Annotated in this window: 13 protein-coding genes; 12 read left to right on the plus strand and 1 reads right to left on the minus strand. The window is 44.2% G+C overall.

All coding sequences use genetic code 11. The annotated features are described in order from the left end of the window. The first annotated feature begins 66 nt into the window (after window positions 1-66). The 6 genes from RH85_RS03430 (at window position 67) to RH85_RS03455 (ending at window position 8,656) form a co-directional block, all read left to right on the plus strand. Window positions 67-2,148: a type VI secretion system Vgr family protein gene (locus RH85_RS03430; protein WP_006710803.1), complete on the plus strand. Its 2,082-nt coding sequence runs from the start codon at window positions 67-69 to the stop codon at window positions 2,146-2,148. After that, a complete protein-coding gene (locus RH85_RS03435; protein ID WP_006710804.1) occupies window positions 2,145-2,945 on the plus strand; it encodes a DUF4123 domain-containing protein in 801 nt (266 codons plus the stop codon). Before RH85_RS03430 ends, RH85_RS03435 begins: the two co-directional genes overlap by 4 nt. Next, on the plus strand, window positions 2,938-5,946 hold the full coding sequence (locus RH85_RS03440; protein WP_006710805.1) for a hypothetical protein: 3,009 nt from the start codon (window positions 2,938-2,940) through the stop codon (window positions 5,944-5,946). Before RH85_RS03435 ends, RH85_RS03440 begins: the two co-directional genes overlap by 8 nt. Then, a complete protein-coding gene (locus RH85_RS03445; RefSeq protein ID WP_006710806.1) occupies window positions 5,946-6,932 on the plus strand; it encodes a tetratricopeptide repeat protein in 987 nt (328 codons plus the stop codon). The genes RH85_RS03440 and RH85_RS03445 overlap by 1 nt, the downstream gene beginning before the upstream one ends. Window positions 6,933-6,973: 41 nt before the next feature. Beyond that, window positions 6,974-7,978, plus strand: a complete 1,005-nt coding sequence (locus RH85_RS03450) for a sel1 repeat family protein (protein WP_241210350.1) — start codon at window positions 6,974-6,976, stop codon at window positions 7,976-7,978. A 189-nt stretch (window positions 7,979-8,167) separates the two neighbouring features. Then, window positions 8,168-8,656, plus strand: coding sequence for a hypothetical protein (locus RH85_RS03455; RefSeq protein WP_241210351.1), 489 nt, complete (start codon window positions 8,168-8,170; stop codon window positions 8,654-8,656). 26 nt (window positions 8,657-8,682) lie between these two features. Here the strand turns inward: RH85_RS03455 and RH85_RS23390 are convergent, their stop codons facing one another. Then, window positions 8,683-8,871 carry a hypothetical protein gene (locus RH85_RS23390; RefSeq protein ID WP_006710809.1) on the minus strand — a complete coding sequence of 63 codons (189 nt, stop codon included), beginning with the start codon at window positions 8,869-8,871 and terminating at the stop codon, window positions 8,683-8,685. Here RH85_RS23390 and RH85_RS03460 point away from each other — a divergent pair. The 6 genes from RH85_RS03460 (at window position 8,871) to RH85_RS03485 (ending at window position 19,172) form a co-directional block, all read left to right on the plus strand. Continuing rightward, window positions 8,871-9,638, plus strand: coding sequence for an SEL1-like repeat protein (locus tag RH85_RS03460; RefSeq protein WP_006710810.1), 768 nt, complete (start codon window positions 8,871-8,873; stop codon window positions 9,636-9,638). The two genes, RH85_RS23390 and RH85_RS03460, sit on opposite strands and share 1 nt — an antisense overlap. A gap of 408 nt (window positions 9,639-10,046) precedes the next feature. After that, entirely contained in the window at window positions 10,047-10,547 is a 501-nt protein-coding gene (locus RH85_RS03465) for a pilus assembly FimT family protein (protein ID WP_006710811.1), read from the plus strand. Further along, entirely contained in the window at window positions 10,534-11,097 is a 564-nt protein-coding gene (locus RH85_RS03470; RefSeq protein ID WP_006710812.1) for a type IV pilus modification PilV family protein, read from the plus strand. The genes RH85_RS03465 and RH85_RS03470 overlap by 14 nt, the downstream gene beginning before the upstream one ends. Further along, window positions 11,097-11,903: a prepilin-type N-terminal cleavage/methylation domain-containing protein gene (locus tag RH85_RS03475; protein ID WP_006710813.1), complete on the plus strand. Its 807-nt coding sequence runs from the start codon at window positions 11,097-11,099 to the stop codon at window positions 11,901-11,903. Before RH85_RS03470 ends, RH85_RS03475 begins: the two co-directional genes overlap by 1 nt. Next, entirely contained in the window at window positions 11,878-12,270 is a 393-nt protein-coding gene (locus RH85_RS03480) for a hypothetical protein (protein ID WP_039948494.1), read from the plus strand. Before RH85_RS03475 ends, RH85_RS03480 begins: the two co-directional genes overlap by 26 nt. After that, window positions 12,267-19,172 (plus strand): DUF6701 domain-containing protein, encoded by a 6,906-nt coding sequence (locus RH85_RS03485; RefSeq protein WP_138956441.1) that lies wholly within the window; start codon window positions 12,267-12,269, stop codon window positions 19,170-19,172. The genes RH85_RS03480 and RH85_RS03485 overlap by 4 nt, the downstream gene beginning before the upstream one ends. Window positions 19,173-19,215: the final 43 nt, after the last annotated feature.

Consider the following 19,215-nt stretch of genomic DNA (forward strand, 5'->3'; position numbering starts at 1 on the left):
GGCCTTTAACTCTGAAGAAATAGAGATTCTTCGGAGACTTTGCCGTTTAGAGAATAAGGAATAACGATGGCGACATTAGCATTTACCATCAAAATTAATGGATTAGAAGATAATAGCTTAGTCGTACGCAGCTTTGAAGGGCATGAGACGCTCTCTGACGGTGAGTTTGCTAATCAGTCTTGTTATGGCTTTCGCTACCAAGTTGAGCTTGCCAGTCCTCGTTCAGACTTAACGCCGGATGACATCGTCGATCAACCCGTCGAGTTAACAATGTATCGTAATGGCCAATATGTGCAGCGCGTGCATGGCATTGTACGCAGTTTCTCTCAAGGCTATATCGGCCACCACCACACCTTTTATTCTCTCACGATTGTCCCTGCGCTAGAGCGGTTATCTCTAAGGCAAAACAGCCGTATTTTCCAGTTGCAAACCGTACCTGAAATCATCTCGGTGTTGTTGCAAGAGATGGGTATTCAAGATTATGCCTTCGCTTTAACACGAGAGTGTTTGCCACGAGAGTTCTGCGTTCAATATCGAGAAACTGATTTAGCCTTTATTCAGCGCCTCGCCGCTGAAGAGGGGTTGGTATACAGTTTTGAACATGTTGATGGCAAACACTCGGTAATTTTTAGTGATGCAACTGACTTGTTGCCGAGTTTGGAAATGCCGGTTACCTATAATGCGCAGGCTGGTGGGGTTGCTGACACGCCGTATATCCATGCCCTACAAAGCCACACGCAAGCAGAAGTGGCGCAAGTGACGCTGCATGATCGTAGCTTTAAAAAACCAACCTACCGTTTTGCCCAACATGCCCAAGCAAGCGAGCTGGATTATCAGCGTGATGACTACGAGCACTTTGATTACCCAGGGCGTTATAAACAGGATCAAAGCGGTAAGGCGTTTAGCCAGATTCGATTAGATTACCTGAGAAGAGAAGCGCACACCGCCAATGGACAAAGTAATCAGCCTTTGCTTCGAGCGGGCTACCGATTTGATCTGCAAGATCACCTAAACCCAGAGTTTAACCGCGAGTGGCTGGTGGTTTCAGTGACGCATAAAGGCGAACAACCACAAGCACTCGAAGAAGGGGCTGGCAGCGGCGCAACAACTTATACCAACAGTTTCAAATTGATCCCCGCCACACAAGTATGGCGCGCCGTCCCTCAAGCAAAACCACAAGTGGATGGGTCGATGATTGCCCTTGTAGTGGGGCCAGAAGGTGAAGAAATATACTGTGATGAACATGGGCGCGTAAAACTGCATTTCCCGTGGGATCGCTATTCCAACGGTAATGAACACAGCTCATGTTGGGTACGAGTTTCACAAGGGTGGGCGGGTTCGCAATATGGCATGATGGCAATACCGCGTATTGGCCATGAAGTGATTGTTGAGTTTCTCAATGGCGACCCCGACCAGCCGATTGTGACAGGCCGAACTTATCATGCCACCAACGTTTCCCCCTATACGTTACCTGATCACAAAACCAAAACGGTGCTACGTAGCGAAACCCATCAAGGTGAAGGCTTTAATGAACTCAGTTTTGAAGATCAATCAGATGCAGAAAAAATCTACCTGCATGCGCAAAAAGATTTTGAAGCGGATGTGCTTAACGACAGTACCACCCACATTAAACATGATAAGCACCTCACCATTGATAACGACCGTTTTAGCGAAATAAAAAACAATCATCACCTAACAGTAGCAGGCGAAAGCCGCAGCAAGATCAGCAAAGATCAGACGCTGATTGTTGATGGCTCAATGCACATTAAAACCGGTAAGTTATGGGTCAATGATGTCGGCAGTGAAGTGCACGTCAAAGCCGGGGAAAAAGTCGTCATAGAAGCGGGCAGCGAGATCACCGTCAAAGCAGGTGGCAGCTTTGTAAAAATCGACCCCGCGGGCGTGCACATTGTGGGTGCAGCAATCAATCTAAATTCAGGCGGCAGCGCAAGTAGCGGTAGTGGCTATGCAGGGCAAGTGGCAGCGCTGCCGCTGGGGGTAGCACCATTGGCTCCGCCATTATCGGTTACTCCAGAATTTGGTGCGGCAATTTTGAAAGCGGCGCAAGCTGGCGTTTATATGCTACCCATCTGTGGACAACAAAGTGATGGTTCGTGCACCTTGGGCGAAGAGTGCCGTTGCAAATGATGACAACGACAGACCTATTAACCCGAATTGAACAAGGCGCGTCTTTGTTTGCCATCGTTGACCCGAATCAATACCAAGACTCACTGGCTCTTTTTAAGCTCATCGATGGGATGGAGTTTCGTCGTCTTTTTCGAGGTACGCCTTATCAAGAGTTAATTCCCCACAGCCCTAAGCTCGTTAAATTGACGGAGCAAAGTCGCGCGCTTATTGATGATGTTTTTAAGTGCTTGTCTGGTTGTGTTGTCGCAAGTAATGACGATATAGATCAACTCAACCAAACGTTAGGTGAAATGCTACTCGCTGAGCATGATTCTGAGGGAAAGGTATTTATGCGCTTTTTTGCACCTGCAATGGCACATGTAATATTGAATAGCCCAGAACTTTCCCATTGCTGGCGAGGTTGCAGTCAGGTTTGGTTGCCCTGCTACAAAGGTGAACAATGGCTTGAGTTTGACAAAACAGACTGTATCAAACCATCAACTCTTCGGATTGCACCAGAAGATTCTCAAGCGGTGATCGCCGAACATCTTGCCTATTTGTTGGCAAAAACCAAAGCATGGCAAAACTTAACGTTGGTTGAGGTAAAACTGGCGGCGCAATCATTAGCAAAACTGACGACTCAAGAGACTCTCTCTGCGAAGAAAATGATGCAGTGGGCAGAGTGGCTTGCACTAAATACGTCAATCATGACTGAACCATCATGGCTTTCGCTATTAAACAATCCAATTTCAAATAATGAAAAGTGGCAGAGCGCACAGGCGCTTGTTAGTCAATCTGCGGAGATTACTCATGTCTAACTCTAAAATAGAATTACCTAGTATTGACGTTGCCCCGAGCAGTGGTCCTTTCCCGCTAAACCCCGCTTTACCGATTTCTGTATGTAAACCTGAAAAACAACCGAAGAAATATAAAGATATCGCCTATTTGATGGATGGCGATTATTTCTATTTATTGACTGAAGACGCTTGTGATTTTCTTGATGATGCAGAAAAAAAACTGCAAAGCGTGATAAAGGACAGAGGCAAAGATAATGTTATGTCCGCATTGGCGCAAGCAGGCGTGATAGATGGATTACTAAGCACTGAACCAAGCAGTTTTTTATCCGATCAAGATAAGGCTGATTATTTAGAAAAAAAGCAGTGGCTAGCAGAGGCACCTAAAAACGCCGCGAAGTATCACGAGTCACAAGGTCAATTTGCTACAGGACAAGGATGGCAAGATTTATACATTTATCACACAGAGCAGATTGAACATTATCAAAAAAAAGGCCGAAAAGCCGCAAAAGAGCAAGGTTATGTGTGGGACAAAGAGACTCTTTATTCGCCGAAAGAAACCAAAATCAAACAATTCATCGCACAATATAAACAGGCGCGACATGTCTTTGCTGAAGAGAGAGAAAATACACCGCAAGAGCAAATTAATAATCTAGAACAACGCATCATTCAGACCAAAGCTTTTATTGAAAGCCTTCCTAAAGGCTATGATGTACATAAAGCGGCGGAATTGGCACTGAGTAGAAGTGAATTATCGTTAGCAAAAAAATCACTGATGTTAGAAAAGTTAACCGACGCAATAGAACATTTAGCCTTGGCCGGTATTGCGACGCCAGAATTCGCTTTGGCGAATATATCTGGTGACGATGGCCATAGCTTGCTGGCTGAATACCATCGCTACATGATTGACGCGGATAACTTTGAACAATCACTCCAAAATAGGCTGAAAGCGTTAGACAGTTCGACCAATCATTACGCTATCCCGCCAAAAGACATTTTGCGTGAAGAGTATGAGGTGCTTAAGAGTTTAAGAAGTAAAGCGAAGCAATTGCATCAACAAGCTCAAATAGCGATAGCGAAGATGGGCAACCCTTGTTTTTTGCTTTGGAACCCATCGGATTATAAAACCAAGCCCTCAGATAGAGTGTTTACCGATCAATTTCCGCTACGTGAATATTTACGAGGGACGCCTAACCCAAAAAGTAGAGAGGGGCAGTTCGAACAATTACGTTACTTCAGTTTGGCCTATTTGGCACAGCCTGAAGTGGATGGAACGACAGCAAAACCGGATTGGTCAGCAACGCTTAAAAATGATACCGCTTTTTATACGGCCATGAGGCAGTATGTCGACCGCCTTCCAATAGAGAAGGGCTGGTTTGATGAGCGTGGTCTGTTTCTTTATGATGAATTTAAACACTCGCTCACTAAGAATAATATTCAGATTGAAGCTTTAGGTGAAGACTACGGTCAGGCGAAAGAGTGGCAGGCCACATTAGAACAAGTGCTTTACTCTGATGAGCTGAGAAAAAGGATCGACCCATTTGATGGCTCACTTCAGGGGCAGTTTTTCCGTTTTGTGACCTTAGATGTGAATGCTGGCGCTGAGATAAACACTAAGCTTGAAGTAAAGAGTGATCTTTTTTCAAGCGAGAGTGCTATAGAGAAAAAAATGGAAGTGAAAGGTGAAGTGGTACTTGCGCGCGGAGAAATAAACCTAGTGCAAGCTATGAGCGGCCAAAAATATCTCTACTACCCTTCAGCCGCTGATGTTAAGCCAAACCGTGAACTTGATGTTGACTACATGGACAACGGCGAACAAAAAACAACAATCTTTTGTTTTGGTGCATTACAAAACCGGATTTCTATTAAAGCGTATGGTTTTGCGGGTGCGAACTTGGCTTTAGGAGCGGGCGTTAAATATGGCTCGAATGGTTTGGAGTTTAGTAACGTTTATCAACAGAAAAAGCATCTAGGTAGCGAAGTACTCACAACAGAGCTCGTTGAACTGAAAGCGGAAGCTCAATTGGGTGTTGAGTTGGCCTGCTACATCGACTGGCATTTACCTCAAGGGAAGCACGCGATTCCTGATTATCTTATCGATGATCAATCGCAGCCGATGACGTTAGCGAAAATGGCCGCGAAAGCAGAAGTGTCCAAAGAGATAAAATGGCCGTTTTATTTTCGATTAGCCGATAAAAAAATACTCATTGGTATGCAAGTAGAGAATGTCGGGGCAAAATTTATCGTCGAAGGTGCTATCAACCCAGATGGCCTCAGTGCGTGGGTTTGGCAGTTTCAAAGGTTATTAAGGCAATGCAATTATAAACGTATTGAAATTGCTGACAGCGAAACCTTTAATACCATGAGTATGCTCAGTCGTTCAATGTTGTATAGCCAGTTGCAGATCGGGCTATTTTTAGCCAAAGGCAAAGATACGTTAGATAACATTTTGAGTGTGTTTGATAGTGACCGCGCAGGCGTTGTTGCTTACACACTCTATCAAGGCGATGAAACTTTCTTGAGAGATTGGGTTCGTTTGATGCACCCAGAAGCTCTAGGGCCGTTGATTGGCACGTTGTTGAGAGAGCCGAAGGAAGTCGATATTGAAAGTATGGGTACCATTGTTAACTATAATAAAACAGCTGTTTTAGCAATGCAGCAGATTGCATTGGCGAATATATTACGTTGGCTGGCGACGGATCCTGCAAAGGTAATTATTCATCGTTTGGTGGAAGAAGCGTTTGCGCGCACAGAGCCAAATGAAACCTCAGAATATAAAGAAGGGCGCTTGCTTGATTTTAAAGATGTTACAGAGAACGTTGAGTTATTTTTAATTCGAAAGGTGGCGTTAGATAAAAAATCTTTACTTAATCAAGAGAGAGAAAAGGCTTTAATAACGGCTGAGCGAAATCTAGTTGAGATCACCTCACCTTTGTATAACTATGTTTGTGTACATGAGGACGAGTTTAAAATGAAAGTAGCGGATTACAAGCGAAGCAAAATGAAAACATGGGGAGCGTACTAATGAAATGGTTAAATTGTTATACATTTATTTTAGTAGTTTTTGTGTTTGGTTTCTCATCGCTACTTCATGCAAACCAGCCAATCGACGAACTAACCCCTGAACAGGCTTATCAACAAGGATCATTGTTGTATCAACAGAATAAATACAATCAAGCCAAACCACTATTAAAGTTTGCGGCAGACCATAATCATTCTCCGGCGGCAGCAATGTATGCTTCAATGTTTTTCTCCAATACATTTATCCAGTCAGAAGGAGAACATGAATACACTTTAAAATCTGCGGAACTGGGTAATGTATTTGCGATGGTTGCCGCATCGAGCCGGCGAGCATTGGCAGATAGAGAGTATTGGAGAAATAAAGTAATCCCTATACTAGAACAAAGAGCTGCTCAAGATGATGGATTAGCGATGCGTTTATTTTATGTATTGACTATCTTTCAAGATAAAGCGGAAGCGCTTAGTTGGCTGGAACAAGCAGCAGAGGCTGGAGATGCATTCTCACAGCATGAGCTAGCCAAACGATACGAAAATGGTCATGACTGGTTTCTAATTCCCGGTAAGCGTGAGAAAGAAATTGAACGCCTTTTAAAAACAGCAGCAGATTCAGGTTATCGACCAGCTATGCTTGACTATGCTTACCGGTTAGAAAATCGAGGTGACATTGAAGGGTATCAATACATTATCGATAATCTTGTGGCTATTGGTGATGCGGAGGCTATTCGAGGCCTCGGAGCACATTACCGAATGGCTAAAAAAGCTGAACTATCAGCTTATTATTATAAAATATTCTTAGATACGATGGGTAACGAAGGGCAAAATAATGGTTACGAGACAGTTCAGTTTTTTTATGATGTAGTTATAAAAGAATTGACGCCTTTGCAAGTAAATCAAGTAAAGAAAAAGGTTAATAAGTATCTGAAAAACCACACGGTGCATTTTCAAAAAAGAATCAAAGATTATGAGTATACCGTCGATTCGTTTAAATAGTTCAATGCTCTCTAAGGCCGTATGTAACGGGCTTTTTATCCTTGTATGATTTTTTAAGGAAGAATGAAATGCTTAGGATATGGCGATTATTAATATTGGCACTTTGTATTAGTAGTGCTTCAATGGCATTCCCTAATTCGGCTATTGATGAGCTAACACCTGAGCAAGCTTACCAGCAAGGTATGCTGCTCTATCAACAAAACAAATATACGCAAGCGAGACCACTCTTAAAGCAGGCTGCTAATCGCGGCTATCCAGCAGCAGCATTGATGTATGCCGATACATTTTATGCCAACTTGTTTATTCAAACGGAAGAAGAATCAGAATACATTGTTAAAGCCGCGGAGATGGGCAGCATAATAGGTATGTTAGAGGCAGGAAGCGCACGTTCCATAAATGGTAAGAGTCACTTATGGAGTGCTAAGAGTGATCGTGTACTAAATGACCTTGCAGATAAAGGTAATGCGTTTGCTATGAGTCTTTTATCTGGCAGCTCTGATAGTCATGATGAGAGATTCGATTGGTTAAAAAAAGCAGCAGAAGCGGGGGATGCTTTTGCCCAACATGAGCTAGCGAGGCGTTATGGAAGTGGCGATGACTGGTTTCTTATTCCTGGCAAACGAGAAAAAGAAACCGAACGTTTTTTCAAAGCCGCTGCTGATTCAGGTTATTGGCTAGGTATGCTCGATTATGCAGATCGCCTTAAAAAGCGCGGTAATATTAAAGGCTATCAATCAATCATCGATGAGCTAGTTGAAGCTGGAGACGCATTATCAATTTTGGGGATTTCGGGTAGCTATGTTGATGCCAGGGAATATGAGTTAGCTGCGTATTACAGCAAAATTTATCTCGATTCTATGGGCAATGAAGGCAAGCAAAGTGGATATAAAGCAGCTCAGTCAATCTATGATGAAGCGGCTCTACCTCTTACCCCTGAACAGATTAAACAAGTCGATGTTAGAGTCCAACAATACCTAAAAACTCACACGGTTCGTTATCAAAAACGCATCAAGGATTACGAGTACACGTTAGATTCTTTTCAATGATTCAATCCCCACCAAGGTCGCACATCGCGGCCTCTTTTGTACTTAGCGTCTGACCCCTATGGTTTTTTAGCCAAAGGCAAAGATACGTTAGATAACATATTGAGTGTGTTTGACAGCGACCGCGCAGGCCTTGTTGCTTACACACTCTATCAAGGTGATGAAACATTTTTACGAGATTGGGTTCGATTAATGCATCCAGAAGCTCTAGGGCCGTTGATTGGTACTTTGTTGAGAGAGCCAGAAGAAATTTATGTGAAGTTAGCGAAAGGTCGAGACATTAAATACTTGGAAAACCAAGTATTAGCGATGCAGCAAATAGCACTCGCAAATATATTACATTGGTTGGCGACGGATCCTGCAAAGGTAATTATTCATCGATTGGTTGAAGAGGCGTTTGCACGCACAGAGCCTGATGAGACCTCAGAATATAAAGAAGGACGCTTGCTCGATTTTAAAGAGGTTAAAGAGAAAGTTGAATTATTTTTAAAAAAAGGTGTGAGTCTAACAGCAGACGATAAACTCACCGATGATAGGCAACGAGCATTGATAAAAGTTCAACGATATTTAGATTATATTGTCTTGCCATTGTACTCGAATGTCTGTGCACAAGAGGATGAACTTAAAATGAAAGTAGCAAATCATAAGCGAAGCAAAATGAAAGCATGGGGAACGTACTAATGAAATCGTTAAATTATAGATTTATCTTAGTCGCTTTTGTTTTGGTTTTTCATCGCTACTTCATGCCAACCAGTCAGTTGATGAGCTAACACCAGAGCAAGCTTACCAGCAAGGTACGCTGCTCTATCAACAGAATAAATACAATCAAGCCAAACCACTATTAAAGTTTGCGGCAGACCATAATCATTCTCCGGCCGCAGCAATGTATGCTTCAATGTTGTTCTCCAATACATTTATTCAGTCAGAAGGAGAACATGAATACACTTTAAAATCTGCGGAACTAGGTAATATATTAGCGATGGTTGCCGCATCGAGTCGAAGAGCATTGAGTGGCCGCGAGTATTGGCGAACAAAAGTGACTCCAATACTAGAGCGACAAGCAAATAAAGATGATGCGTTGGCGATGCGCTTGCTTTCAATGCTAACCGCTTTCGAAGATGAATCGGTTTCGTTTGATTGGTTAGTTGAAGCCGCTGAGTCGGGAGACGAATTCTCACAGCATCAACTTGCACGACACTATGAGATGGGCGATGGTTGGTTTCTGATTCCCGGTAAGCGTGAGAAAGAAATTGAACGTCTTTTAAAAACAGCAGCAGATTCAGGTTATTGGCCTGCTATGCGTTCTTATGCTTATCTACTTCAAGACCGAGGGGATATCAAAGGGTATCAGGCTATTATTGATGAGCTTTTGGAAGTCGGTGATGCTGCTGTTATTCGAGCTCTCGGATCATTCTATCGAACCAATAAGAACGAAGAATTGTCAGCCTACTATTATAAAATTTATGTAGATGCTATGGGGCAAGAAGGGAAAGAGAGCAGTCACGAGACTGTTAAGTTTTTTTATGATGAAGTATCGAAAATTTTAACACCCGAGCAGATTAAACAAGTCGATTTAAAAGTCCAACAATACCTAAAAACTCACACGGTTCGTTATCAAAAACGCATCAAAGATTACGAGTACACGTTAGATTCGTTTAAGTAAAACTTAATCCATTGCAAACTAAGGTCGCACATCAGAGGTGGCCTTTTTTTGTGCCTATTTTTGGTAATTAGGCGACCAAAGAACACATTCCTTGGTGTGATATGAACGTAGTGCGGCTTGGAAAATATCGTGTTATGTACTCGCTGAGGGGGTTGTTTTCATGTGAATTTTAGAAGTTCAATGAATAATAAATCGGTCTGCAACATTGTTGGTTTTGTTGACGGTATTTGTTTGAAAATTGGTGTTAATTTGGTGGTTAATTGACCGTGAAACCTTAGTTTTCACCAAAGTATGGATAAAAGGCTTATTTTATGTGATTTGCATCCAAATTAATTGTGTAACAAAGAGCAATTAACGTTAGAATTAAGTGATAAAAATTAAATAGATTGATGTTGTTTTTCATCGCTTATGCTGCCCAAATCTCGAAAAATCACTGGTTTCACCTTAGTTGAGCTGGTGGTGACGATAATTATTCTGTCTATCTTAGGAGCCGTGGCCTACACGAGGCTTCCGTCTATCTCGGGTTTTGCACTGCCTAGTTACTGTCATGTGGCAAAAGCAGCAGTGCGGAGAGTTCAAACCCAAGCGATGAATGATGTCGCGACCAGCTCTGCTTATCAAATTATTGTTATGCCAACTGTGTTGAAGTGGCATAACGCCAATCTGGCTCTTAACGATAATCCTAATTGCACTGGGCCATTTTGCAGCCGTTTGGTGACGATCAGCGATAAAGATCAGCAGCGTGGTATTCGTTTCTCACCACAAACTTTTTCATTTGATTCGATGGGGCGCTTTGTCAGTGCTGCGCATTCCAGCAACAACCAAGCTTTGATTAATCTTTCCTCACCGCAAGAAGCGAGTAAGCAGATCATTGTCTACCAACAAGGATACGTCGATGGCTGTCTATAAATCTCATCGAATGTTATCTGTGAAAAAACAACGCCAAAACGGTTTTAGTTTGATTGAGAACATCATGGCCATTTGTTTGGCCGGATTTTTGATGATTGCTTTTTCTTCATTACTCGCACCTGCTGCGGTACAAGGCGCTGATGCGCTCACGCAACAGCGAGCTTCACAACTGGCAACATGGTTATTGCAAGAAATGTATTCGCGTGAGTTCGACGAGATCAATATCCAACATATCGAGCGCTGTGGAAGTGAATTGCTACCGTGCTCCACTCAATTTGGACTCGATAGTAATGACGTCAATGGATTACGTGATGACTTTGATGATTACGATACGAAAGGCGTGGCTCTACCCATTAATGCTTTTGGGCTTAATGTTGCAGGACCTTTTCAAGGCTTCCTTGTCACTATCACTGTTCGTTATGCCAATGATCAGTTTCAAGCGTTGCCATTGGGGAGTGCGCCGACACCGACCAAGCAAGTTTCACTATCCATCCAGCGTGGTGAAAATGGTCAGCCCTTAACGTTCAATGCGTTTAGGAGTAACTACTGATGAAGAAGCTGCAAGCTTTCACTCTGATCGAAATGGTGGTGAGCATGATCATCATCGGCATTATTAGTATTGGTTTAATGAACTACGGCGTAACCAGTTCAACGCTATATATGGACTCAAAATATCGTTTGTCGGCATTGGAAGAAGCACGTTTTGTGTTGGCGCGTTTCATGCGTGAGCTGCCTAACACTGTGCCGTTAAGCCCAAGAGTTTTAGACCAAGGGCAATGTATTGAATACATTCCGCTGCTGTATGTGGGGGAGTTTATTCCTGAACAACTGGATCTGAATGTTCGTCATACCGATACGGTTATTCCTCTGGCTCACCCGATTCGCCAATCTCTATTGGCACAGTGTTTTACTGATTCGGCACAGCCTTGCTTAGTGAGTATTTATCCTAAGCAGTCTGATGAGTTGTACTTAGGAGCCAACGTTGATAGCCAGATTTACAGTTTGAAATCGGTAAATGCTCAATCACTTACCGTCAGCGAAAGCATTTTTAGAAGGCCGGTCAGCCCATCAAACCGGTTGTTTGTCTATCGGCCGTTTGCACGACAAATGTGTGCTCAGGCCTCGCTATTACGTTACTACCCTGATTATCCGATCGATGTTGCAGGACAAGGCGTTTCAAATGGTCAGGCATGGGTGCCTTTTGCCCGAGGTGTAGACACAAGCCAAGGCGTTTTTTCTTTAGGATTCAATGGAACCTATTCAAGCACCGCTAGCATGAAATTCTCGCTAAAGGTTAATCAAGGCACTGAAACAGTGGAGTTTATGCAAAATGCACAAATCCTCAATGGCCAATAGATCACAGCAAGGGAGCGCGTTGATGGTGATTTTGTTTGTCATGATCATCGCGACCTTTTTTGCAGCGCAATTGTTTCAGCTTAATCAGCGTTCGACGGAGGCCAATACTTATGAAGTATTGAGCACTCGCGCATATTGGGGAGCACGCTCATTAGTTGAGCGCTTGGTATATGAGCTGGTTCCTGTAGATGGCGGTGAAAGGACGGGCGAGTGCTTACCTAGTTATCAACTAGCGGCGTACCCCAATTGCCGTTTTGAGGCGACATGTACGCCAAATGGCGAGGCGACGATAGTCACCTCCACTGCCATATGTTCCGAGCAGGCGTATCGAGTGAGCCGTAAATTTGAAGTAGAGGTTAGACCGTGAAAAAGAAGCTGTACTTGTTGATGTTAGGGTTATTTTTCTCACCGTTTATCTTGGCGAAAAATAACCACAATCAAGGCAATAGCAATCGTCATTATTATGGTTATTCGGTTTCCGGTTTTGTCTTTGAACACTATGATTTCGGTGGCCAATCGCGTGATTTCTATCCTGGTGCTAACGGTATGGTGGCGATGGACAGAATGTCTATCGATGTTAAGTTGGCCAATTATTACAACCAAAATCGAGTTTTTTACGCTCGTACGGATGGTCGCGGCCAATTTTGGTTTAGCGACATTCCTAATGGAACTTACGTTTTAACGTTGCCGAACGTTCGTCCTATGGGCGCTGATAAAGATGGGCAAATTTATTCAGAACGTGGTGACTGTAATGAGTGTCTTCCGGTTCAGGTGTGGCCGTATGTAAGCGATAGCTATCAACGTACAGTCGTGGTTCGTGGCGGAAATGTTTTCGATGCCAATATCGGTTTTAGCTATAGCGTCGTGAGCAATAATCACGACTCAGGCGTGGGCTCATTGCGTCAGTTCTTGCTTAATACTCGTTACTTAACCACAGGGCGCAATCCTACTCGTATAGAAAAAGAAGAGCTGCGTCAAGATTGGCATCCAAGCGGCGTTGATAATGCGATTTTTACCCATCAATTGGGTGAGATTGTCCTGCAATCACCGCTGGAAATTTACGATACTGACGACACTTATGTCGATGCTCGTGTTCGTTTAGGTAGTGGGCGACCACTTACACTCAATAACCGTCGAAACACACCTCAGCAAGGTGATTACGGGATAAAAATTACCAACAGTGAAGATATTCGCATCGCAGGGATGAACTGGAATTATTTCGATGATGCCATCTATCTAGATCGAAGCGAAGAGGTCGAAATTATTGAAAACAGCTTCAACCATACTCGTGACTCGGGAGTGAAGCTGTTACGTAGTGACGAAAACATCATTTCACGCAATATATTTAACGACACTGTGAATGCTGAGCTACATGAAGACCAAGCCGCCGCGGTATACCTGTACGCATCTGATAACAACCAAGTGACTGGCAATGCATTCTTTGATACCGGAAAAAACCACCCCGCTCCGGCACCTGCTAGCTGGCTAGTCTCGGGTGTGCGTGTGTATTACGGTCATAGTAACCGTATTAGCCAAAATACATTTTCTAATACTCGAGGTTTGGCGATCGATCTACGTCTAAATGAGGCTATTGGCCAACATTCGGAAAATGATGGTCACTATTCTTGGGGGGGCGATATCAGTAATGAAGGCATTGACTATCCTATTTTAGAAAATGTGTCGGAATCCGGAATCGTCACAGGGCGAGTTTCTTTAAGTAACATCGGTGAGCATTATCTAAGTTGCAAAAACCAAGATATAACGGATGTGACCGTTGAACTTTATAAAGCTAACGGTCAAGCCAGCAATTCGACGATAGAAGGAAGCGCATTTCTCGGTAACTGCCGTTTAAATGGTCGCGGTGAAATTACCAGCTGTAACCTCGATAATTCGCGCTTTGCTGCTGGAGACCCTGTCACCTCAATTTCTATTGATAAGTGTGGCAATACTTCAGAAATGGGTCAGGTGATCATTGCAGGTGGGGATGGTCACTTTGACTATGGCGATGCGCCCAACGACGATTTACGAACCGGTTGGGGACATGCTCGCTTTGAGGTTTTGAAAGCAGATAACGGCGCGCGCCATGCGATAAAAACGGATACCTGCTTATTACCGGTTGGTGCAAGCAACAGTGCCTGTGCGTTTCATATTGATGAAGAAAGTGATGGTCAACCGTCACGTTACGCGACTGCCGATCAAGAAGACGATGGTGTTGTTATTAATCCGTATAACAACGAAGTCAATCAATCGTCAATGCCTGTGTTGATCACAGGTTACTTGGATAAAAATGGTCATGAGCAGCAAGTTAACAACCAAATTCTAATTAATGCATCAAAAGCCGGCTTTGTTTCTATTTGGTTAGATAAAAATCAAGACGGGAGCTGGCAAGGTTTTGAACGAAATCGCCGCTTTGTATCTGAGCAATTACTTGCTAGTCAGGCTGTGCACGCCGGTTCCAATCTAATCAGTGATCTACACCTTTCCGCCTATGATGTGCATGGCGAAAGTTGGTTGCGAGTACGTTATTCCACCGATGAAGAGACAATTTCTCAGCCTACTGGACCCGCGCCAGATGGTGAAGTGGAAGACTATCGAGTATGGATAGCAGCGCCTTCATTGGAAGTGGCAGGTTGTGAAGCTGGCTTGCAAAATGGTTCTTTTGAACACTTCTTTACGGAAAAAGAGCATAACGGCTGGGATACGCCAGAAAGTTCGGTTGCAGGTTGGTCGATTGAACAACTTGATCCGACACTCAACCCACAAGACTATCTTCCAGTTGAACCGCGCCGGAGCAATATTGAGTTTAACCGTTATGACTATTATGTGAAGCAACCTTCGTCGGATGGTAGCTACAATGTGGCGGAAATGAACGTTTATAACCCAACTATGATGTATCAAGACATTGTAACGAAACCGGGTGACAAAATTCGTTGGTCGTTTGATTACTCTAATCGTACCGTGCCAAATGATCGTAAAAATGATCAAATATCATTGCTGTTTGGCAGTCCTAATAGTCAGTTGGTTGAAGAGAAAGTTATTGATGGCCAAGATCAGTGGGTTAAATATGCCGGTGTTTACACTGTGCCTTCGGGTCAGCATGTCACTCGTATTGCCTTCCGCTCTAACCTCCCGAGTGTCGCGTCATCTGGCAACATTTTAGATAACGCCAAATTTGGTTGTGAAATTGGTTACGATTATGGTGATTTACCTAGCCGATATGGCCAATTAAATCAGGTTCGTTATGAGGTTGCTCCTCATCTGTATATTGGCGAAGAAGCACCTGATACCGAGGTAGCCGCGCAAATCTCTGAATCTGCCAGTGGTGATGATCAATCTGGATTTAATGATGAGCGTACTTTCGCAAGCCCTGTGATTCTGAAAAAGCAGCATCGAGTTGAAGTTACTGATCTGACAGTGGTCAACAACACGGGAAAACCCGCCAAACTCTATGCGTGGATTGATTTTAATCGTGATGGGGTGATGGAAAATAAAGAGCAAGCTGCACCACAAAACATTCCGTCAAAAGCAGGTATTCAAAGTGTTACCTTGACGTGGAATGGCATTAATCCCAACAAATGGACTGCGGAAGACTCATCGTTTATGCGGTTGGTTTTATCGCAAGGCTCGTCGTCGAGTAGCCAATATGGCGAGGTGGAAGATCATCTAGTTTATTTTACCGATGAAGATCTGATGCCTCAACCGGGACGCTGTGATGGCTTTATTCAGGTAAAGGAAGCGGGCAATCAAGGCCGTTATCAATACGCTAAATGGGTTGCAGATGGTGGTCAGTTAGCGATTGAAGATATCAACTCTGCGCTATCTACGGATGAAATCAAAGTGGTGGGGTTAAACCCAATCGATGGTCTCACTTATGGGGTTGGTTCTGATAGCCGTTATGGCTGTGCATCGGGCAGCCGATCTGGGTGTGAGGTGCACCTCTTTGTTGCCGATCAAAGTCGCAATCCAGCCGCCGAGTTTATTCATCTCGTCCCTTTGAGAGCGGCGCATGATGGGGTGATGATTGAGGATAAAAATGGCAATCGTTATACCTTCAGAGCAAATGAAGTCTTTGAAACCAAAAAAATGGCTGATAACAGCAATAGTCGCTTATCTCGACCGAATTCAGGGGATGTGAGTCTTGACGGCCGTTATCTTATTGTTGGCAGAGGTTCGTGGCACACGTTGGTGCGTATTGATTTAGCTACGGGGGTGTTTGACACCATTCCACTCGATATCCCAAGTAAGCAGAATACACCTTGGAGCGCTGACTTTGCTTTCAACCCGCAAAGTAATGATAGCCGCTACGTGTATGCTTTGTCGGCAACATTTAAGCATTTATATCGCATCGCCTTACAAGATATCTCTGCTGCTGAAAAAGCGGGTAGTTACATCAGTTTGCCATTAACGCTGGTGCTGAATTCTGATCATGGTGGCGCAGCTATTTGGCCGAAAAGTTACGATGGAAAACTTGGTGCGGGCGGGATAGGCATTAACAAAGGCGGTATTTTGTTTGCAATGGCCAATGGTGGACTCCATGACTTAAACCAAAATGGCAAATTGGATCAAGTTGAAATTGATACGCCAACCACGGCGCTGTACTCGGTTGACATCGCCAAACAACAAATTCGATTTGAACTGCGCGGGCTTGAGGAGTCAACCACCAGTAACGATGCCGGTGGCTGTGCGATTCACGCCGATTATGGCGATGTTCCGGAAGTCTTAGAAGGTGGCAATCCGGCTAGGCATTTAGGAACCAATGATGCATTGAGGTTAGGACATGCTTGGTCAGCCGATTTAGGCCCTGGTCATGATGTTTATGCGGCTTCAGACCTTTCAGATGACGGTGTAAAAATTAAAGATAAAGCGACAGGTAACGTGATTGATTTACGCAATGAATCACTGATCCCACAACGCAGTTACGCCGTGGAGGTGGATAAGCGTGGTGGAGGGCATGCTTCTGCTTGGATTAACTGGGGTAATGACAATCAATGGCGTCCGATGCGTTTAGAACAAGGTCTGACCGTGCCAAGTAATGCGGGCTCTCGTGGCTATATTCGTGTGCGCTATGCCAATCAACCGGTGAATAGCCCTTATGGCGAAGCACCTGCTGGGGAAGTGGAGGACCACAGCTTCACGATTGGTACGCCAATCAAAGGGATTAAAGTGACGGCACCAGGCTCTCCATTGACTTGTGAAGTCGCGGAGTATCGTATTGCATTGGATGTTGATGGCGGGCAACTGTCTGAAGATGTCAATGTGGAGGTCAGTTTTGAAAATGCGCCGAGTGCATGTTGGTTTGATGCTGCGCCTTTTGGACGAGGGCAAGCAAGTGGTCATAGTCGCTGTTCTGGCAACGGTAAAACGATCTTGTTTAGCAAAAATGGCAGCCTGACTCGTTCAATTTGGGTCGCGACGGATTCAGAGATGGGCCCGGTAACGTTGAATGCGAGTGCAACCAATGTAGGTCAAGACAGCGATTCTGCGCAGTTTAGTAAGACCGGCTTTAAGATCGTTCCAGTTCAAGCGCCACAATTTTACAAGGCAGGGGAAGAATTTAAGCTGCAACTGATGCGTAAAATCGCTTTGGAAGATGAGGCGCGTTGTGGCATTGATACTGATTATCAGGGTGACCAATCCTTTAAATTAAGCTACAACCAAGGCTTAGATCCTTTCCTTGGCAATCTCGTAATGCAAGGAAAGGCGCTAAATGCAGGTGGTGAAACAAGGACTATTTCATTTTCGAATGGGGTGAGTGAAGTTTTACCGGCGAGTTACTCAGAAGCAGGCTCTTTGAATATTGAGGCGAATTACCAGTTACCCGAAGGTTTGCCAAAAGCGGCCGATATCAGCTTAACAGTGAACCCTTATGCATTGGTGGTGAAGCGAAATTATCAAGCGACTAATAGTAAGCTTGAAAGCCAAGGACGCAATCAACCGTTTGTTTCCGCCGGTTCCCCATTTGTGGTTGAAGTCGCGGCGGTTGAAAAAGGGGGGGACGTTACCCGTAACTTCGCTACGGCACTCGCCAGTGGCGAAAAAGGGTTTAGTGACAAGGTGCTAGTGCCAAGTAGTCAAGCGGCGAGTACGGTGAGTTTAAGCTCGCCAAATGGGTTTAATCGAGTGTTTACCCAAGGCGTTTTAAGTAATCAATTTGAATACGATAATGTTGGTAGCATTGAAACTCGTTGGGCAGTAGATAGCTATCATGGGCAAACGGGTTTAAGCCAATTTTTGGATACGCAAAAAGCGCCTGAAACGTTGAAAAATCAGCGAGAAGTTGGCTATTTCTACCCACACTATTTGTCGCTTGCTAGTCACTATTCAGCGCCGATGACACACGATGGTCAGCCATGGACGTACTTTGGTAAACCGGATGTTGATGTTGCCGTTTCAGTGTTGGCAAAAAGCGCCAACAACAAGGTGCTTTCATTCTATGATGCGAGTAAATTAAGCGCGATAGAAAAGCCCCAGCTCGCGACGGTTAGTCTAGATTATGGCGATACTGCCGTGCCAAGTTGTCATCAACTTCTTTTGGTCGATGAAAGTAATCAACCTATGGATATTGATCAGCCTTGGTTACAAGGGCAATGGCAGTTAGCCAATCACGCTTATGCTTTTTATCGAGATGCTGGTTGTAAGCAACCACTTACTGATGTGACGTTACAGGCAAACGTTTCTAGCAATGTCGCGGGACGCTCAGTACCAGTTTATCATACCAGTGATCTCAATCATGATGTTGGTAGTGAACCGATTCCTCTTGGCGAGTCTATCGATGTGCGTTTTGGCCGTTTAGTGATTAAAAATACTGCAGGTCCGATCGAGCAATTATTGCCAATGGCAATTCGAGCCGAATACTGGCATGACAATCGCTTTGCGGTTAATGAATGGGATAAGTGGTCGCAAATCGGTTCTAGCGGTATAGCCTCCTTACCTAAGGTCACTGACATTGAGGTGCACCCTGCCCAAAACGGCGAAGCGACACCCACGATCCTTACCGGCTCGATGGAGGTTGGTGGCATTTCCAGCGGAACCATGACGACCTATATCGGTGGTGATGCACCGGGCTACGCCAAAGTACCATTGATGTTCAGTGAAGGGAGTGAAAAATGGTTGGGTTATTGTTGGCAAATTGATGGTAGTGCATCAAGCAGCGCACCAAGTGAATGTGGTAGTCAATCGAGTTATTGGCAAGCGCCGCAAGCAATGGCAACTTTTGGGGTGTCATCTGGATCGAACAACGTGATCTATTTTATGGAAAAATATCAGTAGTGAGTCATTACTCACGTTGAGAATAAGAGAGCAAAAGCCCCAT

It is taken from the genome of Vibrio ichthyoenteri ATCC 700023 (genome assembly GCF_000222605.1).
In the GTDB taxonomy this organism is placed as follows: Bacteria; Pseudomonadota; Gammaproteobacteria; order Enterobacterales; family Vibrionaceae; genus Vibrio; species Vibrio ichthyoenteri.